This is a genomic window from Terriglobus saanensis SP1PR4 (assembly GCF_000179915.2).
Taxonomy (GTDB): domain Bacteria; phylum Acidobacteriota; class Terriglobia; order Terriglobales; family Acidobacteriaceae; genus Terriglobus; species Terriglobus saanensis.
The window spans coordinates 870,507-894,936 of record NC_014963.1 but is presented as its reverse complement, the minus strand read 5'-3'; the positions used below and the strand labels follow the sequence as shown (position 1 = coordinate 894,936).

Below are 24,430 nucleotides of genomic sequence, written 5' to 3'. Positions count from 1 at the left end.
GGACGGGGAGGGCAACCCAATACCCACCTCCCCATCCAAACACCCGCTGACCCGCTGACCCGCTGACCCGCTGACCCGCTGACCCGCTGACTTACAATCCCCTCATGGACTGGCGCTCAAAACTTCTTCACCCCGACGCACCTCCCGCTGGATTCAAGTCCCTCGCTCCCAGCACCCACCGCGCCAGCACTACTGTTTTTCCCAACTTTGCCGCGACAGCTGACGCGACTTGGCAGAAGCCCTATACCTACGGCATCTACGGCACACCCACGACGCTGGATCTCTCCCAGCGCATCGCCACGATGACTGGCGGCAGCCACACCTTCATCGTGCCCAGCGGACAGGCTGGCATCGCCCTCATCAACCTGGCTCTTCTGCGTCCCGGCGATCACGTGCTCATCCCGGACACTATTTATGGGACACATCGCGATCTCATGCGGCAACTCATCACCCAGCTTCACATCGAAGCCACCTTCTACAACCCGCTCGGCACACTCTCCGCGCACCTTCGTCCGAATACACGCCTCGTCTGGTTCGAATCCCCCGGCTCCGTCACCATGGAGGTCCAGAACATCCCCGCACTGATGGAAGAACTTCGCGGCAAAGACATACTTACCGTCATCGACGACACGTACTCTGCCGGCGTGCTCTTTCGCCCATTCGATCACGGCATCGACATCAGCATGCAGGCCATCAGCAAATACATCGGAGGCCACTCCGATCTCGTCCTTGGCTGCGTCACCACGGCACCGCACACAGACCACGCGCTTTACTTAAAACTCGGCGACACCTTCCGCATCCTCGGCCTGACCGCCTCGCCCGATGACTGCACCCTCGCCCTGCGTGGCCTGCAGACGCTTAGCGTCCGCCTCGCCGCTGCCGCCGAATCAGCTCTCACCCTTGCAAGGGCGTTGGAGAACCACCCGGCCATCGCGATCGTGCTCCACCCCTCACTTCCCTCCAACCCAGGACATAGCAGCTTCATGCGCGACTTCACCGGCCCTGCGGCGCTCTTCTCCATCGTCTTCCACGAGCACACCACCCGCGAACAAACCGAAGCATTCGTCGACGCCCTGCGCTTCTTCATGATCGGGTACTCCTGGGGAGGCACCACTTCCGTCGTCATGGCCTATCCCGACGACACCCGCATCGTTGCCCAACACGGCCCGCGTCTGGTGCGCTTCGGCATCGGTTTGGAATACACGGCCGACCTTCTCGAAGACATCCACCAGGCCCTGGCCGTAGCTAAAATCTCCTGAAGCAGCTTGAGGGCCACTCCACGTTTATTCATCGAATATTTACGTTATCGGTAACTAGATGTCCTGTTCTGCACCACAGGAGATTCACTATGGTCAATATCCACAAAATATTTCCACATTTGCACTAGTAAAGTAAAAATTACTGTGCCATCCTGAGGACGTCATGAGAGAGTCCTGCGACACCCTCATCCTGTCCGACCTTCACCTCGGCTCTGAAGCCAGCCGGGCCGCGGACGCCGTTCAACTTCTTCGCACCGTCTCCTTCAATCGTCTGATTCTCCTCGGCGATATTTTTTCCGATCTCAACTTCGCTCGTCTCACGCGCGACCACTGGGAGTTCCTCTCGGAGATCCGGCGGCTCTCCAACCCCCGCCGTCGCAAACAAGTCATCTGGGTCGAAGGCAATCACGACCTCGGCCTCTCCAACCTGATGTCCCACCTCATGGGCATCTCCGTCTACCAGCGCTACGTCTGGCAGTTTGCGGGGAAACGGCATATCGCCATCCACGGCCATCAGTTCGATCGTTTCGTGTCGAAGAACTATCTTCTCTCCCGCATTGGCGTTCGCATCTACGAGCACCTTCAGCGCTGGGATACCCAAAGCAAGAAGTTCACCAACACCCTCGATCGCCTCAGCACGCGCTGGCTCCGCCTCACGGAAAAGGTAGCCGAGGGCGCGCTCACCTACGCGGCCGCGGGCTACGCCGACCGCATCTTCTGCGGACACACCCACCTTCCCACGATGCGCTCCCGCAACGGGATCGACTACTTCAACACCGGTTGCTGGGTCGAACAGATCCCTACCTACATCACGATCGACGAAACAGGAGTCCACCTCCGTGAATACAGAGACGTTTCCCGAACTCGCCATCGTCATACCCGCGAAGAACGAAGAGAACTTCCTGCCGAAGCTCCTTGCCTCTTTGAGCATGCAGGATTACCTGCACTCGCGGCCTACGAAAGTCTACGTTGCTGATGCCGGATCGACTGACCGTACTGTCGAAGAAGCCCTGAGCTTCCATGATCGTCTGGACATCACCATCATCCCCGGCGGCCTGCCCTCCGTAGCCCGCAACAACGGCGCACGCGCCAGCCAATCCACCTTCATCCTCTTCCTCGATGCAGACATCGAACTCAAGGACCCGACCCTCATCCGCCGCGCCATGCGGGCCATGCGCGGACGCCAACTCCACTGCGCGACCGTCAACATCGCCTGCACTTCCACGGGACTTCGCGACCGCATCCTCTACAGTGCCTCCAATCTCGCGCAACACCTCTCTACCTGGCTTCGCCCCTTCGGCACAGGCATGTTCCTTCTCGTGGACCGTGCCCGCTTCGAAGCCCTGGGCGGCTTCTCTGAACTTGCTCTCTTTGCGGAAGACTACGACTTCACGCGCAAAATCTCGCCGCTGCGCTTCGCCATCATCCGTGGAGAAGCGCACACCTCAAACCGCCGCTTCCAGAAGACAGGCCATCTGGGTATGACGTGGCTCTTCCTCAAGACCATGGTCAACGCGCGCAACCCCGGCCACTTCCAGAAATCCCATGATTACTGGACCACACGCCCGGAACAACCTCTCACACGGCGCCGTTACTACTCCCGCGGCTAGCTCCAAACGAAGAAACGGCCACCCGCAGGGGTGGCCGTTCTATTGAATACAGCGCACACTTAGAAGTTGAACCGCCCTACCAACTGCAACTGTCGGGCTGGCTGTGTCCCCGTGATCTGACCGAAGGTGTTCGACCCCGCACGGAAGTTTGCCACATAGTTTCCCGTGCTTCCGATCTGGTCCGCTGCCGCGGTCAGAGTGGCATTGGGTGCGTTGAAGTTCGTGTGGTTCAGCACGTTGAATGCGTCGACACGGAACTGGAACTTCAGGTTCCTGTACACGTCGAAGGTCTTAGAAACCGAAGCATCGAACTGGATCAGACCGAAGGCCCTTGCCGCATCCCTGGGCATCGTTCCCAGCGCGCTCGGAATAATGCGGACCGTACGTGCCGGATTATAAATAGGGCCGGAAGGCTGCAGCGGATAATTGGTCTGTCCCTGCGCCGTGTCGACTTTCTTGAAGTACCGGAGAACCGTACCGTCAAAGTATGGCTTCACAATCACATCCTGTGCCCGCCCGTTCGGTCGTTGTTGCGAGACGCTCGGAATCAAATTGTTCTGCGTAATGTTGATCGGAATCCCCGTCTGCCCGACGAACGCAGGCGCAATATTCCATCCGCGCAGCCACCACGCTCCGCTCGTCGTGTATTGGAGAGCGATGTTCACGCGATGCTTGATGTCGATCGAACTCACGGCATAGTCCTGCCTGCGGAGCGAGGCATCGCCTGCGTACTGTGCGTTCGCTGATCCGTTTGGAGCGGAGAAGTTGTAAATCGAGCTGCCATCATCCAGCGCCTTGCCATAGGTATAGCTCGACAGCACAACGAACTTCGCATTGAACTGCCTGCGTCCTACGAGTTGCAACGAGTTGTAGTTCGACATACCGACGTGCTGGACGACCGTGATTCCCTGCAGTGCCGGAAAGGGTCTCGCCAACTGAGTCGCCGTGGTCGTATTCGCCTGGGAGACGGAATCCCACTGCGAGATCGCCACATTATTAAAGGGAATGTTGTACGGCAGATGCAGCGAATGATTTCCGACGTAGTTCGCCTCGAAGGTGATGGCGAACGGTAACTGACGCTGCACACCGAAGTTCCACTGCTGCACCAACGGCATCGGGCTCAGCTTGTCGAAGGAAACGCCACTGATCGAGTAAGGCGTAGCGGCGCGTGATGTGTCTGTCGGATTTGGGATCGCAGCAAACGAGGCCGTCACATCTGGAGTCAGCGTCAACGGAATTCCCTGCGACAACTTGAAGGGTTGCGCGACCGCCGTTCCCAGGTTGTTGTACTGCTGCGTCTGGTCGTATCCGGGAAACGCGACCTGTCCACCAAGGTTCTGGAAGATCGTTCCGTAGAATGTGCCGAACGCGGCACGCATCACCGTCTTATCGTTCAGGCTGAACGCCAGTCCGATCCGAGGCGAGAAGTTTGCCTTGGGTGTCTGGATATTCAATGAATCCGAAGCATTGACTCCCGCACGGAGAATCAATCCTGTCAAAGGATTGAAGCGGGAATACACATCGTTGGCGACCTTCATGGGCGACTCGTACTCGTAGCGGATGCCGAGATTCATCGTGAGCTTCGGCGTGATCTTGTAGTCATCCTGAAAGAAGGCACCGAGGTTCCAGTTGCGACGGCCCGTCTCCGGCATCGGCAACTGATAGTTAGCGGTCTTGATATTGCCGGTCAGGAAATCTGCCAGAGCTGTCGAGGCATTGCCATTGCTACCGTGATTGGTGATGCTGCCATCGAACGCGAACGACCCGTTCGGACTGCCGGAAGGATTGTAAGAGTTGAACTGGTTCTTGCGGAGCGAGCCACCGAAGCGAAAGGTATGCGGACCGAAAGTCTTCGTCACCGTGCCATAAGGCGAAAAGGTATTGGTGATGTTGATCTGGTTCGTATTCGTGTCTGCACCGATATTGTTGTATCCGGTGACTGTCATCTGCGGCGTCTGGTCCAGCGGAAGACTCGCAATACCGAGTGCCGCCGAAGCGCCCATGCCCGCTCCAGGAGGATTGCGGAAGACCGCATTCCGGAAGAAGCCCATATTAAAGTCGGAAACGAGAGTCGACGTCCAGGTGCGCGTGTAATCCGCCGAACCGACCCACGCATTGCTACAGGCACAATCATAGTTAGTGTTCAAAAGTGGCACGTTGTAAAAAACCGCATTGGGGGCGCTGCTGGTAAAGCGATACATCGCAAACCCCAAGCGATCTTTCTGCGTCATCTGATAGTCCACGCGGGCGACGAGTCGCAGCTGATCCTGCGACGTCGTAACTGGCGCAAGATAATTCGCTGTCGTTCGGCCATTCACCGCATCAGGCGAACCAGCAACGTTTGGGAGTGGCAGAAGAGCCATAATCTTCGCCGCTGCAGGATCGATTCCCGTCACACGGTTCCCCGCAAACTGCGGCGTCGCAGTACCGCCCGGCTGAAAGACGGGGTTGGTTGCGGCGGAAAAATCACCAGCGCGCTCTGCCTGGTTCGGAATCGTGATCGGAGTCGTATTCGAAGGGACCCTGCGGATCGTCCGGTCATAGTTCGCAAAAAAGAAGAGCTTGTCGTGCCCGTCGTAAACATGAGGGATCCAAACAGGTCCGCCCAGCGATCCGCCCATCTGGAAGAAGCGATCTCGGGCGCGTGGCGTTCCATTCAAATTGAAGAAGTAGCTATTGGCATTCAGAGCTTCGTTGCGGCCGAGAAAATATACGGCTCCGTGATACACGTTGGTTCCCGAACGCGTGTTCGCTGCCAGGACTGCACCCGAGGTACGGCCATACTCCGCCGGAGCGTTCGCCGTAAGAAAGCGCAACTCATCGATGCCATCGGGTGAGGGAAGCAGCAAGGGCGATCCTGTCGAAGCAATGATCGTCGAAACGCCGTTTAACAGAATCTCATTGTTCAGCGTTCGGCTTCCGTTGATCGAGAGCTGTGAAGTGTTCACCTGCGTAGGATTCCCACCGGTCGCCACACCGGGCACAAACGCCAGCAGATTTTCTACGTTGCGACTGTTCAGGGGAAGATTCTCAACATCCTGAGGCGAAATCAACGTAGAGATATTCGACGTCGAACGATCCAACTGCTCGCCCTTGGACATCACCGTCACAACATCCGTCATGTCGCCAACCTGCATATCAATATTGATGGATGCAACCTGAGAGACCGTTGCGATTAGGTCGTTCACCGTCGCCGTCTTCAATCCAGGGGCCACCACGGTCAAGCGATACGCTCCCGGAATCACCTGCGGTGCGACAAAACTGTCCGCAGAGTCCGTCGTTCCATCGAAGACCTGCACATTCGTCGCCTGATTAATGATGGTGACCTTCGCCCCGGGAACCAGTGCGCCAGTCGGATCCAATACCTGGCCACGAATGGTCGCGTTTGTGTTCTGCGCCTCGCCGACCTGATACTTCGCCAAAGTCGGCGTCACTTGAAAAGCAACCGCGCCGAGCGCGAGCGCCAACGCCAGCCTCAACATCTTTTTCCCAAAATCCTTCACAGCTCAGACCTCCAAAAACCTTCAACACCATTTACGGGCTCTTCTGTCCCGGCTTGTTCATGACAACTCTTAGGAAAGCTTATTTCCGTCTCCGCACCATTTCTGGAGCAGAGCTACACTCAGCGTCGTTGCAGACGATTGGCAAGTGACTCACCGTTTGACCCAGGCAAAGGCACATTGCATACGAGTTCCATTGGACTTATGGCCGCCAAAAGCATTTGTTGCAAACGCTTGCGACCTCTTGAGGGATGTTTCCCCAAGAGAAGTTACCCATCTCAACTCATCGGAAGGCTGCTTGGAAAGCACGTTCCCTGGGAGCACCTTCATGGGATCAACTTGCATGGCCGCATGCATATCCCGGACGCGCAGATCTGTATTGTTCTTTTCGCTCATATCCTGTCACACTTCAGAAGCAGTGGAAACGGACCTAGCCAACCTCGCAGGAACGGGGCTTGAAGTGGTGGACCTCGAAACAGACTTCGAGTTCACACGTCGGCATCTCCATGCCCGCGACGCGGCGACTCAGCTCGCAGGCATGCAACGCCTCGCCCAAGCCTTCGTAGACCGCCCCGAGACGATCCTGCAGGAACTCGTCAACACCGCTGTCGATCTTTGCGGAGCCGACAGTGCGGGCATCAGCATTGAGAACAAAGACGACGCTGCCAACACGACCTACAGCTGGGTCGCCACCGCTGGGAAGTATGCACGCTTCGTCGATGCCACGCTGCCCTCCTACCCGAGCGCCTGCAGCGTCTGTATCCAAAGGGGTCAGCCGCAACTCTTTCGTGTTCATCCCCAATTCTTCGATCTCATGGGTATTGAAGCCGAAATCGTCACCGACGGCATACTTATCCCCTGGCAGGTGGAAGAGACCCACGGAACCCTCTGGATCATGGCGCACGAACGGACCGAAGCATTCGACAAGAACGATTGCCGTCTAATGGAAGCCCTTGCAAACTTCGCGGCCATGGGCGTCCGTCAGAATCGCCAGCAGAAGATCCTCATGCGCCAGGCATCAGCCTCCGCCGCAGCCGCCATGGCGAACCAACTCGCACACCGTATTAACAATCCGTTGCAGAGCCTCACGAATCTCGTCTACCTTGCTGCCGAAGGAGACTCTCAACAAGATACGAAGGCCCTCGCCGCGGAGATGTCCAGCGATCTCAACAAGCTTTCGGCTCTAGTAAAGAAGCTACTCGCTCTCCCCATAGACGCTCTGAACCGCAGTTAGCGGCACTGTTACTCCGCGCGCAAGGCCGTCAAAGGATCGACACTCGCCGCCCTTCCGGCAGGTAAGGCGCTCGCCGCTAGCGCCACCAGAGTCACACCCACTACCGCCATCACGTAGCTCATCACGTCCATCGGCTTCACTCCATAGAGTGAGGTCGTCAGCGCGCGGGCCACCAGCATTGCCAGCGGAACTCCCACCAACACACCAACTCCCGTCAAGATCAAGCTATCTCGCAGGATCATCCAGACCACCTGTCCTCTACGTGCGCCTACAGCCATACGAACACCGATCTCCGCTGTTCGCATGCTCACGCGATAGGCCAGCGTTCCATAAAGCCCGGTCGCCACCAGCACTACCGCCAGCACACCAAAGAACTCCGCCAGCCGCGCGAACATCAACTGCTGCGAGATGCTTTGCTCAAACTGCGCTCGCTGCGTCATCGGCAACACCAGCGGAATATTTGGATCGAGGCTCGCTACCACCTTGCGTGCCGAAGGCAACATGCTCATCGGGTCTCCATTGACATGCATCTCCACATGCATGGCCATCGGTTCGCCCGCTTGGGCGTAGTGGTACCAGATCATCGGGATCGGCTCTTCATTCATACTCGTGTACTTGTTGTTCTTTGCGATACCCACAATCACGACATCGTCTTTTTTGCTGTTCCCATTGATGTGGTGTCCAAGCGGATTCACATTCGGTAAAAATCGCTGGGCAAACAACTCGCTGACTACCGCCACCTGCTGCGATGTCGGCGTGTCCACATCCGCAAACTCACGCCCCATGACGATCGGAATGCCGAGCGTATGGAAGAAGTCCGCGCCTACGTAGTTGTTGCGTTGCATGGTCGATCCGCCACCTACGGGCTGAGGCTCTTTCCCATCCACCATCGCGTTATTGTTGTTCGACCAACCGGAGCCCACGCGATTGCCCATCACCGTAACCGCCTCTACACCCGGCAACGCGCGCAACTTCCGCAGCAACTCTTCATAGAATTGGACACTCTGCATTCCCGTCGTCGCATTTGGCTGACTCACACCAAACACCAGCAGCCCTTCCGTCCGTATCCCCAGCGGGATATTCTGCAGGTTCTGCAGCGTCCGCACCAACAGCCCACCGCCGACCAGCAACACCACACAAAGGGCCATCTGCAGCGCGACTACGATTTTGCCCGTGCGAGTCTTCCCTGCATCGGTGCCAGAGGTAGCTGCCGAAGTCTTCAGCGCCATCTCAGCCCCGCCCGCCACTGCGGTACGAAACGGTGCCAGGCCAAACAGCACAGCAGCGAGCAACAGAACGACCAGCGTCGCAAGCAGCACCATCCTGTCTGGAGACAAGCTCGAATCGATGTGCGCCCATATCCCCAGCATCCGCGTTGCACCCTGCGCAAATGCCCACGCCAAGGCTCCGCCCAGCGTCACCAGCAGAAGACTCTCCACCAGAAGCTGTCGCAGCAACTCACCTCGTTGCGCACCCAGTGCCAGTCGGAGCGAAAACTCCTTCTGCCGTGTTGCATTCCGCGCCATCAACAGCATCACGATATTCGTCATCGCGATCAGGAGCACCAGGCCCACCATCGCCATCAACATCCGCAGCGGCTTGCCCCACTCTTCTTCGTATCCGGGGAAATTCTTCGCCTCGTCGAAGCTCAACACCGGCGGCTTCTCTCCCGCGAGTGGAGATCCCAGACTGATATAGGCAGCAGCCTTGAACGTTCCCTGCAAACGCTGCGCTGCCTGCTCTCTACTCACTCCCGGAGCCAGTCGTGCCACCATGCGCAGACACCACCAGTCCGGCACCTGCATGAAGTTCTTGCCCTTTCTGAACGGCGCGCCCCACGCATTCAACGCTTCACTGTTCTGCAGCGGAATCCATAGATCCGTGGAATGCCCCGGCTCGACTCCTTCAAAACCAGCGGCAGCAACACCCGCAATCGTCAGCGGAACGCCCTTCACGTAAATCGTCTTCCCCACCACATCCGGATCGCTCGCAAAACGCGCAGTCCAGTACTTCGAACTAAGCACTGCAATCGGCGCATGGTCGGTTTCGTCGCTCCCTATAAAGCCTCTGCCGCGCACCATCTTCACGCCCAGCCCCGAAAAGAAGTTGCCGCTCACCATGTCGGCCTCGGCCTCTTCCGGCTGCGCTCCGATGCGCACACCAATCTTGTCGTTGGCCAGAGGCACATACGCCATCACGTCGCTCAACACATTCTTCTCGCGCCGAAGAGCATCATAGACCGGGTAAGAAAGCGACGTGTCCCAGTTGCCTGTGTTGTTCGCTCGACGCGGCGCACCAGATGTCTTCACGTAGACCACACGCTGCGGATCTTCCACTGGAAGAGACTTCAGCAGCACCGCATTCATCACACTGAACACCGCCGTATTTGCGCCCACGCCCAACGCCAGCGTCAGCACCGCCGTCACGGTAAAGCCAGGGGTCTTCCACAAAGACCGCATTCCAAAACGAAGATCGCGCATTAACTTGTCCAGCCAGATCCATCGACCCTTCATATAGAACCTCTCCTGTGCCGCTCTTACGTTGCCGAACTCGCGCATCGCCTTCCAATGCGCCTCGCGCTCACTTATCCCTTCGCGCCGCAGTTCATCCGCTTCCAGCTCAAGGTGACTCTTGATCTCTTCCGCAAAATCATCCGGACTTCGTCTGCGCCAGAACATATTCAGCCCTCCAAAGGAGCATCGAGAATCATCGCCATCGCACGCGCCAGCCGACGCCATTCGCTGGTCTTCTCTACCAGGTGCTCTCGGCCTTTGGGAGTCAGTGAATAGAACCGCGCCTTGCGATTGTTTTCACTCACGCCCCACTTCGCAGAGATCCACTTCCTGTCTTCCAGCCGCTGCAGCGCAAGATAGAGCGACCCGTGGTCCACAAAGAAGACCTCTTCCGACTGGCGCTGAATTATTCGCGCCACACCCTGACCATGCACCGGTGCGGACAGAAGCGTCTTTAAAATCAGCAGGTCAAGCGTTCCCTGCAATAAGGCAATCCGATCTTGACTTCTATCTTGGGTAGGCATTCGACCTGAGTATCTCCGCGCTCGGGTCGGATGTCAACCCAAATACCCATACGCGAACGACAATGGAAAAGTTCCCGGTGCGTAAAGTGATAGCAGGGGTCTCACTACTCATGCTTAACGTGCAAGAACAGTTCGGCCAGATTGACATCTATCTCTTCGATCAAATCCTGCGGGGAAACATCCTTCCCGGCATGCGCATTCTCGACGCCGGATGCGGCTACGGCCGCAATCTCGTACACCTTCTCCGCGAAGGCTGCGAAGTCTTCGCACTCGATGCCGACCCCGCCGCTGTTGAACACGTTCGCCAACTCTCCGCCTCGCTCGAAACCGGCCTACCCTCCGAAAACTTCCAGACAGGCCGCATCGACCGCATGCCCTTCCCCGATGCCTTCACCGACGTCGTCCTCTGCAATGCCGTGCTCCACTTTGCCAAGGACGAAGAGCACTTCGAGGCCATGCTGACGGAACTTTGGCGCACCGTGAAGCCCGGCGGCCTACTCTTCTGCCGCCTCGGCTCACGCATCGGCATGAACTTCGAGAAGATACGAGAAAACATCTATCGTACCGGCGACGGCTCTGAATGGTTCCTTGTCGACGAAGCGATGCTGCTTGCTCAGACTGCCAAAAGAAACGCCGTCCTCGTCGACCCTCTCAAAACCACCATCGTGCAGGACTATCGCTGCATGACGACTTGGGTCCTAAGAAAGCGCTACGCCTAAAACCCTCAATCAGATGTGGAAGTGTGCCCCATTCATTCGCGACTTCATCGCGAAAGAATGGGTGCGTGAAATACCCAAACGGAGCTGAAGTAAAGAATGGCTTATACAAAAATACTCAACTTACATAAAAGTGCTCATTCTAGTGCATTCCTCCCCGTATTCACGAAACTACTCTCCGCTCGATTCGTCTGTTATTCAGTCGAGCTGTCGGGCGGTCCAGCCTCTGCAATCAAGCAAAAATTGGACACCGATAAAAGCAATTGAATTGGGAGTGAAAAAACACTATGGGAAAGCTCGAAGGAAAAGTAGCCGTCATCACCGCAGCCACATCAGGCATGGCGCTCGCTACCGCTAAACTCTTCGTTGAAGAGGGCGCATACGTCTTCATCACCGGACGCCGCCAGGACAAGCTCGATGAAGCCGTTAAGACCATCGGCAAAAACGTCACCGGCGTACAGGGAGACGCCGCTAACCTCGCCGATCTCGATCGTCTCTACGAGGTCGTCAAACGCGAGAAGGGCAAGATCGACATCCTCTTTGCCAGCGCAGGGCGGGGATATCTCGAAAAGCTGGGAGAGGTCACCGAAGAGAACTTCGACAGTACCTTCGACCTCAATGTGCGTGGCACCCTCTTCACCGTGCAGAAGGCACTACCACTCTTCAAGGATAACGGTTCGATCTTCCTCAACGGGTCCATCGCGGGTGTCAAAGGTTTCCCAAATTGCGGCGTCTATAGTGCCAGCAAGGCTGCGCTAAGGTCCTTCGTTCGCACCTGGCTTGTAGAACTTAAGGAACGCGGCATCCGCTTCAATATCCTTAGCCCCGGCACCATCGACACGCCTCTCCTCGGCCACCTCGACACCGACACCAGGGAGTTCTTCAAATCTCTGATCCCACGTGGCGAGATGGGACGTCCGGAAGAGATTGCCACCGTCGCCCTCTTCCTCGCTTCCAGCGACTCCAGTTTCGTCAACGGCGTTGAGCTCTTCGTCGACGGTGGCACCGCCTCGATCTAAATTCGAGCTGGACCGGTTCACCAAAACCAACGCTCTCGCCTCTTCGCGAGCAACATCGTGCAGAGGTCGGGAGCGTTTTGACTTTCTATCAGGAGAGTCCCGTTCTCTCATCCTGCCTGACACTGTCTTTTGAGTGCCTGACGTACTTTCAAGTGCCTTATTCCCAAAAGAGAGCGCTCTTCCTATACTCGCGAAAGTGAGGATGAAGGATGCGAATCAAACTTCTCTACGCAGCGTACGGTTGGCTTTTGTTGGGAGGTCTACTACACTTCGGCGTCGACGTAATTTCCCAGTACGTCCGCGGCAAACGCGCGCCAAGCCCAGAGACGACGCTCTACTACGGGTTGAATACCGCGTATGCGCTGGGACAGGTTCTTGTTGCGTTGCTGGCAATCCTCGTTTTGCGGAGTGGAAGCTCGGCAGTCAGTCACTGGCCCGGCCTGACGCTCGGATTTACCGCAGCAGCGGCGTGGCTGGCTATCTGCTTTCTCTTTCTTGAATACTCCCAACCTCGAATGGTCGTGGCGCTCTTCGCTGCACTGCTTGCCTGCGCCGCTCTTGCAGCATGAAAGGAGCTTACGTTTTCCCCGCTATCTGTCGGGTAAGAGCTCAAAAGTAGAACCTCTCGTCGGCCCAGCTGAAAGGGGCCGATGATCGTCTCCCGCGAAGCAGGTAGATATTTTTGTGCTCGAAGGGCATAGCCCATGGATTGTCCATGCGGCCGACGATCGTAACCGATTGATACTTCTGTGACACGGCTTCTGGGGTGTCGCGGATCACCGCGATCACGACATCTGGATCGCAGCCATGGGTCCCCCATAGCCAATAATTGTTTTGTCCGCTCATTGCCAACGGTAGATGCAGGGGCTGTCCCGCATCCTGAAGAGAACTGAGTAAATCGATTGCGCCCGCCTCGCCGTAGTTGTTGGCGAAGATGCAAACGCGCCGTTGATCTTGCGGTGAGAGAGATTGAAAGGTGTTCTGAACAATGCTCACCTCCTGCTGCCAGCCGAAGCGATCCGCGTAGAACTGCGGGAGAGGACCTGTGGCCGCAGTCTCCATCTTGTCCCCACGCAAGTGTAAAGCCGTAGTGTAGCGCACCCAGGCATCGGGCTGCAATACCGGCGAACTCATCGGCAAAAGGATGAGGCCTGTGACCAACAGAACGGCTTCGAAGAGAGGAAAGGCCACGACGCGGTTGCGCTGTACACCGCGCGAGCCAGAGAACCGCCGCTCCCAGGCAATGCCGCCAGCGGCGAAATAGGCCGGGTAAATCGCGGCGAGGTAATAGTCTTTGGCGTGCAGGGCCAGCATGAGGACAAAGAAAAACAGGTAAGTAAGACCGAGCCAGCGTCCTTCGCGTATTGACTTCGCACGGAGCAACGCCACAACGCCTGGAATCCAGACCAGCGCATTCACTGGTTGCATATTGTTGAACTGCGCCAGGAAGAACTGGACTGGACCCAGGACGATGTTTTTATGCCCGACCTTACCATTGTGGAGAAATTCGAGTGTCGGCCAATGGTTGTGGATCTGCCAAAGCACGTTGGGCAGAGCGATCAGGAGCATCAGCACAAGGCCGACTGCGGTCCACCGCGACCAGAGGATTCGGCGCTGCGGCGTGAGCAGCAAGCCCAGCCCAACGGCCGCCAAAAAGAAGGCCATGGACGGTTTGTTCAGCAGACCTATCCCTGCAGATACGCCAAAGACGATCCACCAGAAGCGTTGGGAGTAGCCACGCAGAATCAGAACCACAGCGAGTACACAGGTCATCCAGAAGACCGGCTCGAAGGAGTTCATCGAGAGATAACCATCGGTGCCGATATATTGCGGGCAGACAATCAAGCCGAACATCGCCAATGCCTGCGCAGGCCTCCGACCATCGAACGCCCATGCGATCATGCCCGTGAGAAAGATGGTGGTCGCGCCAGCGACGGCCGACAGAATGCGGATGGCAAAGACCGAATCACCAAAGAGCAACTCACCGAGCCGCGCCTGCAAGGCCACAATCGGTCCGTGATCGACATAGCCCCAGGCCAGGTGACGTCCGCAGGCGATGTAGTAGAACTCATCGCGGAAGTAGCCATATCCCAGATGCTCGGTCCACAAGGTAAGAGCAAAGTGAAGTGCCAGCTTTACAGCCGCGAAGATGGCGGCGAGACGCAGGGCTTGGCGCAATGTTGAATCGGCGGGACGAATCATCATAGATTCCATAGAGTATGACCGGAAGTACGTAGAGGCATTGCGGCCAGTTCCCCAAATCAATCGCAATTGACGAGAATTTTATATGCCGGAATATTCACCCGGACCGTGGGATGGGCACCGAACGCTTTACAGTTTCAGATCGTCGTGAGTCACGCGCTAGTCGGCGTCTTGCCAGGCAAAACCCATCCCAAAAGTGAGCGCTCCCCCGCTAAAGATAACCGCAAGGAAAACCCTTGCCTGCACTGCGAATTGGAGTACACTTTCTGCCTCTTCGGGCCAGATGAAAATTCGCTGCGGAGGAACGCCATGTCTACGAAACAACTGCCCATTTATAAAAAAACGAAAACCCTGGAACTACGCCCTCCGGAACTCCGGAAGAACACGCTCGCTCTTCTTGAGAAGGTGCAACGGGATGAGAACGTCCGCAAAGCCTTCATCGCCAATCCAACCAAGCTGATGACTTCGCAGGTCACGCATGTGGCTGCCAGCCCACAGCAGGTATCGGAGTCCAACCGGCTATTGTTTGCGTTGATCGCGAACGATGAGATGCGGACATTTTTTTCGCGCTTTGAACCCTCCGCTTCGAACTCCAAGGCCGCGAAGCAGGAGTTTGCCGCCGCATTCGCAAAGAAGATCGCCTCGCTGGAGGACAAGAATATCCTGGTGGCACTCGTAGGGAATGCTCTGGTGGGAAATGGGATTCCCGGTCTATCCCAGGTCGCATACCAGTGCGTCAGTAGCGAGACCACCAACAAGACCTCCTGCACCTGCACGCCGGTCGCAAAGGCCCAGGCCACCTTGGGCGGAAATGTAATCGATCCCGAAACAATTCGTGCGCTCTCCGAAGCGTTTGTTGCGCGCGCGAAAATACTGGCGAAGCAGGGGGTGCTCGCCAACCTGGAAGAAAGGGTGGGCTGATCGATGCAAAACACAGCCGGATCCGTGTGCTCACGCGAGAAGATCCTGGCGGTCATGCCAACGCGCACATGCACCGCTGCCTGCCGACACTGCGGATCCTTCAGTAGTCCTAAAGTCAAACAGTCGCTGGAAGCTTCTGTGATTCGGACGTCTATCGAACAGGCAGCCGAGCTTGGCTTTGCACTCATAGCGTTCACCGGTGGCGAAGCGACGCTGGCATGGGACGAACTGCTGGAGGGGATAGGGCTTGCGCATACGCTGGGCCTGCGCACCCGGCTGGTCACCAATGCGCACTGGGCAGAATCTGCCCACGCAGCATCCAAAGTGGTCACCGCACTCCACGCTGCGGGTCTGGATGAGTTGAATATAAGTACCGGCGACGAGCACGCACGATTTGTCCCTCTGGATCGAGTGGCGCTGGGAATCGCGACAGGACTGGAACACGGCTATACCGTCCACATCATGGTGGAATACCGCCAGAACCGAAGCATTACCAAAACGGTCTTGCTTGCTCATCCTCTGCTTGCCGACCATCCCCACCGTGAACGAATCGAGATCGTGGAGAGTCCCTGGATGCCGCTAAGTCCGGAGCAGATGGGCGACTACAGGAACGTCGACCGAGTCGATGGCGAAAATGTGCACGCCCGCGGTCCCTGCACCAGCGTCCTCGAAAGCTACACAGTACATCCCGATGGCCGAGTCAGCGCATGCTGCGGTCTCGGCATGGAACTGATTGAGGAGCTTTACGCAGGCGAAGCGCGCGGACCGAACTTTCTCGCGAACGCGATGGCTGACGCGGAAGGTGACTTACTCAAACTATGGCTGCGTTACAAAGGGCCGGAAAAGATCCTGGCCTGGGCCTCTGAGCGCGATCCATCGATCCAGTGGGAAAACATGTATGCGCACAACTGCCAGGCGTGCCAGCGGGTCTATCACGACCCTAAAGTAGCCGCGACGATCCTCACACATTACAAAGAAGCGGAGGCGGAGATCATCGAAAGTGTGGTCTTCGACGAAGTGCTTTACCCGCTCCTGCGGGCTTCTGCTCTTCCAAGCTCCACGCGTTGAGGACCGGGCACGCAAAAAACACGTGAAGGAAAGGGCGACTGGAGCAGCGAACAGGAATTTCATAAACCTACATGAGACCCATACCAGCAGGTACATACGGAAATCTGATCTGTGTCTGTCCTGAGTTCACGCGAGAGGGCACTGGGGATTCCCGGGCTGGGCCGAAGAATATATCCCGGCTGGTATACGGTGCTCTCGCGTAAAACGAAGCCTGGCCTCAAGGGGGACTCGCCCAAGGCGAAATGGAATGATCGAAGCTGATCGGTGTCAATACTGATGTGCGTGACGAAAGCTTTGGAGGCCACGCCCATACACTGACACGCGGAGACCTAATGCAATCGATACAGCAAAAACTCATCATCTTCGACTTTGACGGGACTCTGGCAGACACCTTCGATCTCTTCGCCCAAACCTTCGATTTTCTTGCTAGTTCGTATCGATTCAAGCCCTTTGACCGCGAAAACGGTGCGCATCTGCGAACGCTGCACGCGCGAGCCATCCTCGCTTACCATCAGGTCCCCATGTGGAAACTGCCCGCCATTACGCTCGAAATGCGGAAGCTCATGGCGCAGGACATCGACAAGGTGCGGCTGTTTCCAGGAATGGAAGAGGTTTTGAAATATCTCGCACAGCACGGCGCTCGACTGGCCCTCTTGAGCTCGAACTCGCAGGACAATGTGTTGCGCGTCTTAGGCCATGAGACAGCAAAACTCTTTCTTCATATCGAGTGTGGAACATCCATCTTCGGCAAGCGCTCCAAGCTCAAGAAGTTGCTCAAGACGACAGGCTTCCAAAACGTCGACACCATCCTGATCGGCGATGAGATACGCGATTGTGAAGCGGCCAAACAGTTGGAGATCCCGTTTGGCGGTGTGGCATGGGGCTACAACGATCCAGACGTGCTTGCGCAGGCGGGTGCACAATGGATCTTCGCCGAGGCCTCTGACCTCGCTTCACGAGGAAAAGTCTTCTTCTGAAGGAGGATGGCGGCACGAATTCCGCAAAGGGAATAGCATACCGTCACATCGCAACGAAGACAGAACTTTCAGTCCATTCCGTCCCGCTTCGTATTACGCTGTAAAGCACGCCGCTCTTCGTCAGAGAGCAGCGCAGAACCTGGAGACCGAATGCGCAACCTTTTCCTTATAGCCTTGCTCTTCAGCACGAGCGTCTGCCTTTCTGCACAGAACGCCGCACAGGCCATTGTCCTCGATGACACTATCTCGGCCCCCACCTCTGCGCCAAAAACTCCCATCTCCATGGACCTCAACGGGATAGATAAGACCGTCGATCCCTGCACAGACTTCTACGCCTACGCCTGCGGCAACTGGCGAAAGAATAATCCCATCCCTGCAGACAAAGTCCGTTACGGCCAGTTCGACGCTCTCAACGAACGCAATAACTACCTCCTCTATCAGGACCTCCGCGCTGCAGCCGACCATCCCACCACGCCGCTCCAAGTGAAGTACGGCAATTACTTCGCTGCCTGCATGGACACGGCGCAGCACGACAAACTCGGCGCGCAGCCTATCCTGCCCGTGCTGGCGAAGATCGACCATTGGAACAACAAGGCCACCCTTGCCGCGCTTCTCGGCAATCTGGAAGACAAAGACGGCGTTGGTACGCTCTTCGACTTCGGTTCCGAGCAGGACCAGAAAGATTCCACCAAGCAGATCGGCGTCATCATGCAAGGTGGCCTCTCCTTGCCTGACCGGGACTATTACCTGCAGCAGGACGATCGGATGAAGACGATCCGCGCGCAGTACATCGAACATCTGACGAAGATGTTCGTACTCCTCGGCGACACACCCGAAAAAGCCGCGACCGAAGCGAAGTCGGTGATGACCATTGAGACGGCTCTGGCGGAAGGCTCCACGCCGCGCGTCGATCTGCGCGATCCCACCAACGTGTATCACATCAAGTCCCGCGCAGAGCTCCAGTCTCTGACGCCCGGTTTTAAGTGGAGTGAGTACCTCGGTGCCCTGCGCCGCGACCAACTCACCAGCCTCAACGTCGGCACTCCCAACTTCTTCAAGGCCATGAACCAGGAGGTCGAATCCACTTCCATCGGCGATCTCAAGAGCTACCTTCGTTGGCACGTCGTCCACCAATTCGCTGGCGGTCTCTCCAAGGCTTTCGATCAGGAGAACTTCAACTTCTTCTCCGCCACACTCGCCGGACAGAAGGAACAAGCGCCCCGCTGGAAGCGTTGCACCTCCGGAACCGACCACGCTCTCGGCGAAGCGGTCGGCCAGGATTGGGTCAAGAAGAATTTTCCACCCTCGGCGAAGGACAACATGGAGCAGCTTGTCCACGCCCTCGAAGCCGCACTCGATCAGGACATCAAGGGCCTCGACTGGATGAGCGACACCACCAAGGTCGAAGCCAAGAAGAAGCTGGACGCATTCCGCGACAAGATCGGTTATCCCGAGAAATGGCGTGACTACTCCAAACTGGACGTGAAACGCGACGACTATGTCCATGACCTGCAGCAGACGGTCATCTTCAACGACCGCCGCGATCTGGACAAGATCGGGCAACCCGTGGACGAGAAGGAGTGGGGCATGACGCCTCCCACCGTGAACGCCTACTACGATTCGTCCAACAACGACATCAACTTCCCCGCAGGCATCCTCCAGCCACCGTTCTACGACTTCAAGATCGATCCCGCAGTGAACTTCGGCGCCATCGGCGTGGTTATTGGACACGAAATGACCCATGGCTTCGACGACGAGGGTTCGCAGTTCGACCCTAAGGGCAATGTCCGGATGTGGTGGACCCCCGAAGACAAGGCCAAGTTCGATGAACGCACCGCCTGCGAGGTCAAGGAATACGGCGCCTTCGAGCCCGTTCCCGGAGCGATCCTCAACGGTAAGCTGACCCTCGGCGAGAACACGGCCGATAACGGAGGCCTGCACATCGCCTACGCCGCCCTGATGAACACTCTCGCTAAGGAGAATCTGTCCACAACGGCAACCATCGATGGCTACACCCCAGCCCAACGCTACTTCCTCGGCTTTGCCCAGGTCTGGTGCGAAAACACACGCGAACAGACGGCTCGTATGCGCGCCAAGACCGATCCGCACTCCCCTGGACGGTTCCGCGTCAACGGATCTGTCGTCAACTTCGACAAATTCGGCGAAGCCTTCAACTGCAAGAAAGGCCAGCCCATGACGCCCGTCGATTCCTGCCGCGTCTGGTAGATTCACTCCAGGTCACCTAAAAACCAATGTGGGCCCGAAGCGTCAAATCCTCGGGCCCACACTCTTTTGCGTCGCGATTTCCGTTTCCCGAGCTCCTGCCATTGGCGAAACGCTCGCACAGTTCTACAATGATGGGAGGACTGAAACTCCCAGAAATCTGAAGCGGTGCTTTGCCCCTAAAGGGGCAAAGCACTGGAAAGAATCGAAGGAACTACATGAAGTTGAGCAGAATCGGCCGAGCATCTCTGGCCACAGTAGTATCCCTCGCCGTAGGTTTGGGCATGACGGCGTGCGGCGGCGGAACAATCGGGTTCATGTGGGTCCTCGCTGGAAAACAGACGTCGAATGGCTCCGGGAACTCCATTACCGGGTTCAAGATCGACAACTTCACCGGAAACCTGACTGAGGTTGTGAACTCGCCCTTTACTTCCGGCGGCGTCAATCCCGTCCAAGCGGTAGTGAAGCCTGGCGGCCGGTACGTCTATGCTGTCAATCAGGGCGACGGCACGACAGCTGGCAATATTGCCCTTTTCAGCGTCGGCGGCGATGGCATTTTGAGTTTCCAGCAGAACTACAGCACCCAGGGCGATGTCACCTCGAAACCAGTATTCCTTCAGATGGATAGCGCTGGAGGTTTCCTCTATGTTCTCGATACCCAGGCACCGTTCACGCGTGATAGCAACTCGGGAGCAATCCTGAATCCGATCCCGGCAGGTTGCACTATTGCCAACTGCGGCGCGATCACGGTCTTTTCCGTCGCCGCCGATACCGGCCGCCTGACTTTGGTCACTAACGCCACCACGAAGAACAGCGCTGGAACCAACATCACGTACTTCCCCGTGGGCCCGACGCCGAGCCTGATGAAGTATTTTTCCGGAACGCTCCTGACGGTGAATGCGCCGGATACCAGCACCAGCCAGACGACGCAGACGATTACGTCCTACTCGGCGAACGCGACCAGTGGCCAGTTGACGCTGACCACAAACAGCACCCAACAGACCAACCTGACGACGATCACTTCGATCACCACCGGTGGAAGCTATGTCTATCTCACGGACGCCGCATCCAACACCATCTCTCCCTATACTCTGGGGACGAACGGTGTACTCCAAAGCGTTACGGGCGGTCCAGTTACAAACTTCGTGAGCCAGGTCACTCCAGTCTGGACACTGACCGATGGAACTAAGTTTGTTTATGTACTCAACCAGACATCGACCAACGTCACGACGAGCTTTAGCAGCATCGGAGCGTACACCGTCGACTCCAATGGCAAGCTCACCAAGGTATCGGACACGAACAATCCGTATCCCGTCGGCGCTGGTCCGGTTTGCATGGTCGAAGATCCGTTGGCTAAGTATGTCTACACGTCGAATGCCAACGATGGCAGCGTGACAGGCTACGAAATCAATAAATCTACGGGACAGTTGAACGCGCTTCGCCGCGGTTCCACCTTTGCGGTCACGGGCAAGCCTACCTGCCTGATCGTAAGCGGAAACGTAAACTAATACCTTCCGGCGCGGCCTTTTCGGCGCGCCGGTTTGAAAATCCAACGCTGCTGCAAAGCAGGACATGAACGGGGCGGTCACGGTCCCGGCATTTGAAGGAAACACATGAAGTTCAGTCAGATGGGCCGTTTTACGCTGGCCTCGCTCTCGTCTCTCGCGGTATGTCTCGGCCTTATCGCATGCACCCGTGACTATACGGTGGCATACGTCTACGCGACTTCCACCAAGTCCAATCCGGGCCTGGTCAACGTCTACCACGTGGACTTTCAGTCGGGTTCGCTCATGCAGCTTTCGGATTCGCCAGTCTCATCCGGCGGAAAGAACCCTGTAGGTCTCGTCGTGACCAATAGCCAGAAGAGCCTTTTCGTGATCAACCGCGACGATTCCAATATCGTCTGGTATCAGATCGGCACGGATGGCAAGATCTATGCGCAGAAGACCTATAGCACCGCCGGGAGCTTCCCGGTGGCCCTCGCAATTTCTTCGGACGACAAGTTTCTCTACGTCGTCTGCACTTACCAGGGGACAAGCAGCACCGGCCCAGGCATTATCAATGTCTTCCAGACAGCCGACGATGCAACGAACAATGACTATAGCTTGACCCCGCTGACCGCGCTCAATACGAACGTCGGGGTAACTCCGATCGGTGTTGTGGCAAGCACGAACGCCACGACCACAGCTACAGCTACTGCACCCGCTACAACCGTCAGTTTCCTGTACGTCATCGAGCAGGATACGACGACTACGAGCAATCTCCTCGGATTCTCCCGCAATACCACTACGGGGGCTTTGACGGCGCTCGCTGGCACCACGGTAACAGCGACGGCAGCGACGGGGTACAGCTCAGGCGTTCTTCCCAGCTCCATCGTGGAAGATCCCAAGGCCCGTTACCTCTATGTGACGGATCGCTCGGCCAACCAGGTCATCGGCTACACCTTCTCCTCCGGCGGCGTACCAACACCTATGAACAATGGCCCCTTCGCCACTGGATCGTTGCCCGTAGCCGCCACCATCGATCCTCGCGGCAAGTTCCTCTACGTGGCGAATTACAACGCCAACACGGTGACGCCGTTTGCCATCGATATCTCAACCGGATCGCTCTCCGCCTCTAGCGGTTCCACAGGAACGGCGACAGGTACAGGTCCGACCTGCGTGACGATCGAATCGGCTCTTGGTATCTACCTCTTCACTTCCAACCAGCTGGATAACTCGGTAACGGGCCTTCAGCTCAACCCGAGCACGGGCGCTCTGAAGAACATTCAGAACACCCCGTTCCCGGCTTCCGGTCTGCCAAGCTGCGCTGCTGCGGTTGCCAACGGCGATCACGCAACCCAGATCGTTCAGTAAGCTCCTTCCGGACCAACAGCAAGGCCCCGCTTCGGCGGGGCCTTTTGCTTTGTGCGCTATCCTGCATGCTGTATGCGTCCAATCACACTTCTCACCACCGGCGGCACCATCGAAAAGCGCTACGTCGAACAGATGGGCGCGATGGCCAACACGGAGCCGCAGATCCAGCGCTGTCTCGCTCTTCTCCGCCTGCCAGGGGCGAAGATTACCGTCGAAGAGTTGATGAATAAGGACTCGCTGGTCATGACACCGGAAGACCGGGAACTCATCGCCACGGCGGCGGCCCGCTCCACGTCCCGGGGCATCCCTGTGGTCGTCACCCACGGGACGGACACCATGGTACAGACTGGCCTCGTCCTCGCCGACCGCCTCCCCGACCTGCGCACACCGGTCCTTCTCACGGGCGCCATGACGCCTTTCGGCATCGAGGGCTCAGACGCTATCCAAAACCTGACCGAAAGCCTTCTGGCTGCGTCGCTTGTCGCACCTGGCGTCTACATCGTCTTCCACGGCGAGGTCTTCCCTATCGCGGACGTGAAGAAGGACACCGAGCAGAGCCGATTCGTCAGGGTTTCCCAAAGATGAAGAACAGCGATTAAAGAATCGCCAGCTTTTTCGCCGTTGCGGTAAGGATCTCCGCAGCCTGCGCCAGCGTTTCCGGCGAGTGTTCGCTGGTCACGATCGTACGGATGCGAGCCTTGCCCTGCGCCACCGTGGGATAGGTAATCGCCGTCGCCATCAGGCCTGCGTCGAAGAGTGCACGGCTGAACTCCGCCGCTTTCGCACTCTCCCCAACGATGATCGGCAGAATGGGCGTCTCACTCATGGGCGTATTTTGCCCTCCGATATTGAAGCCTGCACTCGCCAGCGTCGCTTTGAAGCTATGGGTATTTCGCCACAGCCTCTCCATACGGTCCGGCTCGCTCTCCAGGATGTCGAAGGCCGCCAGGCAGCTCGCAGGAACCGCAGGCGGATGCGACGTGGAAAACAGGAACGGTCGCGCGCGATGGTAGAGGAAGTCGATCAAGTCGCGGGATCCGCAGACGTAGCCGCCCAGCGATCCAATCGCCTTGGAGAGCGTACCCACCTGAATATCGACGCGTCCGTGCGCGTGGAAGTGGTCAATAGAACCCCGGCCATGCCGTCCCAGGACACCGGAGGCGTGCGCATCATCGACCATCATGATGGCCCCGTAGCGCTCGGCCACACCCGCCAGAGCTCCCACCGGTCCGATATCACCGTCCATCGAGAACACACCATCCGTGATGACCAGCTTGCGCCCGGGCTCGTTCTGCACTTCGGCGAGGAGTTCCTCGCAGTGGGCGACGTCCTTATGCCGAAAGACCTTGATCTTCGCCCGCGAGAGGCGTGCGCCGTCGATGATGGACGCGTGGTTCAACTCATCGGAGAAGATGAAGTCCTCCTTGCCCAGGATCGCGGACACCGTTCCCGCATTCGCAGCAAAGCCGGACTGGAAAACCACGCACGCTTCGACGTTCTTGAAGGCCGCGATGCGCTCTTCCAGCTGCATGTGGAGACGCATGGTGCCCGCGATCGTTCGCACTGCGCCGGAGCCCGCACCAAACTTCTTCGTCGCTTCCACTGCCGCTTCAATCAGCTTCGGATGGTTCGCCAACCCAAGGTAGTTATTCGAAGCGAGATTGATGACCTCTTTGCCGTCATAGTGGCAGATAGGAGCCTGCTGATCGTCCAGGACGCGCAGGCGAAAGTGCGTTCCGGCAGCGCGCATGGCGTCGAGCTGTTCCGTCAGATATCCAAGCTGTTTGCGTGTTTCACTCATCGAACTCT

19 protein-coding genes are annotated in these 24,430 nt (G+C 57.4%); 14 read left to right on the top strand and 5 right to left on the bottom strand.

Annotated elements, in window-relative coordinates; genetic code table 11:
• Positions 1 to 104: 104 nt before the first annotated feature.
• The 3 genes from ACIPR4_RS03720 (at position 105) to ACIPR4_RS03710 (ending at position 2,869) form a co-directional block, all read left to right on the top strand.
• Positions 105 to 1,259 carry an aminotransferase class I/II-fold pyridoxal phosphate-dependent enzyme gene (locus ACIPR4_RS03720; RefSeq protein ID WP_013567310.1) on the top strand — a complete coding sequence of 385 codons (1,155 nt, stop codon included), beginning with the start codon at positions 105 to 107 and terminating at the stop codon, positions 1,257 to 1,259.
• Positions 1,260 to 1,422: 163 nt separating this feature from the next.
• A complete protein-coding gene (locus ACIPR4_RS22035; protein WP_013567309.1) occupies positions 1,423 to 2,235 on the top strand; it encodes a UDP-2,3-diacylglucosamine diphosphatase in 813 nt (270 codons plus the stop codon).
• Complete coding sequence (locus tag ACIPR4_RS03710) at positions 2,189 to 2,869, top strand: glycosyltransferase (RefSeq protein ID WP_013567308.1); 681 nt, start codon at positions 2,189 to 2,191, stop codon at positions 2,867 to 2,869. Before ACIPR4_RS22035 ends, ACIPR4_RS03710 begins: the two co-directional genes overlap by 47 nt.
• 59 nt (positions 2,870 to 2,928) lie before the next feature.
• Here ACIPR4_RS03710 and ACIPR4_RS03705 read toward each other — a convergent pair whose 3' ends face one another.
• Positions 2,929 to 6,372, bottom strand: a complete 3,444-nt coding sequence (locus ACIPR4_RS03705; RefSeq protein WP_013567307.1) for a TonB-dependent receptor — start codon at positions 6,370 to 6,372, stop codon at positions 2,929 to 2,931.
• 415 nt (positions 6,373 to 6,787) lie between these two features.
• On the opposite strand from ACIPR4_RS03705, the gene ACIPR4_RS03695 reads away from it, so the two are divergent.
• On the top strand, positions 6,788 to 7,603 hold the full coding sequence (locus ACIPR4_RS03695; RefSeq protein WP_041585904.1) for a GAF domain-containing protein: 816 nt from the start codon (positions 6,788 to 6,790) through the stop codon (positions 7,601 to 7,603).
• An 8-nt stretch (positions 7,604 to 7,611) separates the two neighbouring features.
• On the opposite strand, the gene ACIPR4_RS03690 is transcribed toward ACIPR4_RS03695, so the two are convergent.
• Both ACIPR4_RS03690 and ACIPR4_RS03685 read right to left on the bottom strand, forming a co-directional pair.
• On the bottom strand, positions 7,612 to 10,281 hold the full coding sequence (locus ACIPR4_RS03690; protein WP_013567305.1) for an ABC transporter permease: 2,670 nt from the start codon (positions 10,279 to 10,281) through the stop codon (positions 7,612 to 7,614).
• A gap of 2 nt (positions 10,282 to 10,283) precedes the next feature.
• The gene (locus ACIPR4_RS03685) at positions 10,284 to 10,640 is read right to left on the bottom strand and encodes a PadR family transcriptional regulator (protein ID WP_041585903.1); all 357 of its coding nucleotides are present in this window, start codon (positions 10,638 to 10,640) and stop codon (positions 10,284 to 10,286) included.
• Positions 10,641 to 10,750: 110 nt separating this feature from the next.
• Between ACIPR4_RS03685 and ACIPR4_RS03680 the strand changes: the two genes are divergently transcribed.
• The 3 genes from ACIPR4_RS03680 (at position 10,751) to ACIPR4_RS03670 (ending at position 12,944) form a co-directional block, all read left to right on the top strand.
• Complete coding sequence (locus ACIPR4_RS03680) at positions 10,751 to 11,359, top strand: class I SAM-dependent methyltransferase (RefSeq protein ID WP_013567303.1); 609 nt, start codon at positions 10,751 to 10,753, stop codon at positions 11,357 to 11,359.
• A 284-nt stretch (positions 11,360 to 11,643) separates the two neighbouring features.
• Entirely contained in the window at positions 11,644 to 12,375 is a 732-nt protein-coding gene (locus tag ACIPR4_RS03675; protein WP_013567302.1) for an SDR family NAD(P)-dependent oxidoreductase, read from the top strand.
• Positions 12,376 to 12,584: 209 nt separating this feature from the next.
• Positions 12,585 to 12,944, top strand: coding sequence for a hypothetical protein (locus tag ACIPR4_RS03670; RefSeq protein WP_013567301.1), 360 nt, complete (start codon positions 12,585 to 12,587; stop codon positions 12,942 to 12,944).
• Positions 12,945 to 12,984: 40 nt separating this feature from the next.
• Here the strand turns inward: ACIPR4_RS03670 and ACIPR4_RS03665 are convergent, their stop codons facing one another.
• Positions 12,985 to 14,580 (bottom strand): ArnT family glycosyltransferase, encoded by a 1,596-nt coding sequence (locus ACIPR4_RS03665; protein WP_245536444.1) that lies wholly within the window; start codon positions 14,578 to 14,580, stop codon positions 12,985 to 12,987.
• Positions 14,581 to 14,886: 306 nt separating this feature from the next.
• Here ACIPR4_RS03665 and ACIPR4_RS03660 point away from each other — a divergent pair, with 306 nt between their 5' ends.
• The 7 genes from ACIPR4_RS03660 to ACIPR4_RS03630 all read left to right on the top strand — a co-directional run bounded on the left by ACIPR4_RS03660 (position 14,887) and on the right by ACIPR4_RS03630 (position 23,206).
• Positions 14,887 to 15,498: a hypothetical protein gene (locus ACIPR4_RS03660; protein WP_013567299.1), complete on the top strand. Its 612-nt coding sequence runs from the start codon at positions 14,887 to 14,889 to the stop codon at positions 15,496 to 15,498.
• 54 nt (positions 15,499 to 15,552) lie between these two features.
• Positions 15,553 to 16,566 (top strand): radical SAM protein, encoded by a 1,014-nt coding sequence (locus ACIPR4_RS03655; protein WP_144312304.1) that lies wholly within the window; start codon positions 15,553 to 15,555, stop codon positions 16,564 to 16,566.
• A gap of 332 nt (positions 16,567 to 16,898) precedes the next feature.
• The gene (locus ACIPR4_RS03650; protein ID WP_013567297.1) at positions 16,899 to 17,543 is read left to right on the top strand and encodes an HAD hydrolase-like protein; all 645 of its coding nucleotides are present in this window, start codon (positions 16,899 to 16,901) and stop codon (positions 17,541 to 17,543) included.
• Between the two features lie 150 nt (positions 17,544 to 17,693).
• Positions 17,694 to 19,769 (top strand): M13 family metallopeptidase, encoded by a 2,076-nt coding sequence (locus ACIPR4_RS03645; RefSeq protein WP_013567296.1) that lies wholly within the window; start codon positions 17,694 to 17,696, stop codon positions 19,767 to 19,769.
• 215 nt (positions 19,770 to 19,984) lie between these two features.
• Positions 19,985 to 21,274, top strand: a complete 1,290-nt coding sequence (locus ACIPR4_RS03640; RefSeq protein WP_013567295.1) for a beta-propeller fold lactonase family protein — start codon at positions 19,985 to 19,987, stop codon at positions 21,272 to 21,274.
• A gap of 105 nt (positions 21,275 to 21,379) precedes the next feature.
• Positions 21,380 to 22,621, top strand: coding sequence for a lactonase family protein (locus tag ACIPR4_RS03635; protein WP_013567294.1), 1,242 nt, complete (start codon positions 21,380 to 21,382; stop codon positions 22,619 to 22,621).
• Between the two features lie 72 nt (positions 22,622 to 22,693).
• The gene (locus ACIPR4_RS03630; RefSeq protein ID WP_013567293.1) at positions 22,694 to 23,206 is read left to right on the top strand and encodes an asparaginase domain-containing protein; all 513 of its coding nucleotides are present in this window, start codon (positions 22,694 to 22,696) and stop codon (positions 23,204 to 23,206) included.
• 10 nt (positions 23,207 to 23,216) lie between these two features.
• Here the strand turns inward: ACIPR4_RS03630 and ACIPR4_RS03625 are convergent, their stop codons facing one another.
• The gene (locus tag ACIPR4_RS03625) at positions 23,217 to 24,422 is read right to left on the bottom strand and encodes a glycine C-acetyltransferase (RefSeq protein WP_013567292.1); all 1,206 of its coding nucleotides are present in this window, start codon (positions 24,420 to 24,422) and stop codon (positions 23,217 to 23,219) included.
• Positions 24,423 to 24,430: the final 8 nt, after the last annotated feature.

Excerpts from the sequence above, each read along its gene's own strand:
- ACIPR4_RS03680 (WP_013567303.1), top strand. The coding sequence starts at position 10,751 with ATGCTTAACGTGCAAGAACAGTTCGGCCAGATTGACATCTATCTCTTC.
- ACIPR4_RS03685 (WP_041585903.1), bottom strand. The coding sequence starts at position 10,640 with ATGCCTACCCAAGATAGAAGTCAAGATCGGATTGCCTTATTGCAGGGA.
- ACIPR4_RS03670 (WP_013567301.1), top strand. The coding sequence starts at position 12,585 with ATGCGAATCAAACTTCTCTACGCAGCGTACGGTTGGCTTTTGTTGGGA.
- ACIPR4_RS03640 (WP_013567295.1), top strand. The coding sequence starts at position 19,985 with ATGAAGTTGAGCAGAATCGGCCGAGCATCTCTGGCCACAGTAGTATCC.
- ACIPR4_RS22035 (WP_013567309.1), top strand. The coding sequence starts at position 1,423 with ATGAGAGAGTCCTGCGACACCCTCATCCTGTCCGACCTTCACCTCGGC.
- ACIPR4_RS03660 (WP_013567299.1), top strand. The coding sequence starts at position 14,887 with ATGTCTACGAAACAACTGCCCATTTATAAAAAAACGAAAACCCTGGAA.
- ACIPR4_RS03710 (WP_013567308.1), top strand. The coding sequence starts at position 2,189 with ATGCAGGATTACCTGCACTCGCGGCCTACGAAAGTCTACGTTGCTGAT.
- ACIPR4_RS03675 (WP_013567302.1), top strand. The coding sequence starts at position 11,644 with ATGGGAAAGCTCGAAGGAAAAGTAGCCGTCATCACCGCAGCCACATCA.
- ACIPR4_RS03655 (WP_144312304.1), top strand. The coding sequence starts at position 15,553 with ATGCCAACGCGCACATGCACCGCTGCCTGCCGACACTGCGGATCCTTC.
- ACIPR4_RS03625 (WP_013567292.1), bottom strand. The coding sequence starts at position 24,422 with ATGAGTGAAACACGCAAACAGCTTGGATATCTGACGGAACAGCTCGAC.
- ACIPR4_RS03630 (WP_013567293.1), top strand. The coding sequence starts at position 22,694 with ATGCGTCCAATCACACTTCTCACCACCGGCGGCACCATCGAAAAGCGC.
- ACIPR4_RS03665 (WP_245536444.1), bottom strand. The coding sequence starts at position 14,580 with ATGATGATTCGTCCCGCCGATTCAACATTGCGCCAAGCCCTGCGTCTC.
- ACIPR4_RS03650 (WP_013567297.1), top strand. The coding sequence starts at position 16,899 with ATGCAATCGATACAGCAAAAACTCATCATCTTCGACTTTGACGGGACT.
- ACIPR4_RS03690 (WP_013567305.1), bottom strand. The coding sequence starts at position 10,281 with ATGTTCTGGCGCAGACGAAGTCCGGATGATTTTGCGGAAGAGATCAAG.
- ACIPR4_RS03635 (WP_013567294.1), top strand. The coding sequence starts at position 21,380 with ATGAAGTTCAGTCAGATGGGCCGTTTTACGCTGGCCTCGCTCTCGTCT.
- ACIPR4_RS03720 (WP_013567310.1), top strand. The coding sequence starts at position 105 with ATGGACTGGCGCTCAAAACTTCTTCACCCCGACGCACCTCCCGCTGGA.
- ACIPR4_RS03645 (WP_013567296.1), top strand. The coding sequence starts at position 17,694 with ATGCGCAACCTTTTCCTTATAGCCTTGCTCTTCAGCACGAGCGTCTGC.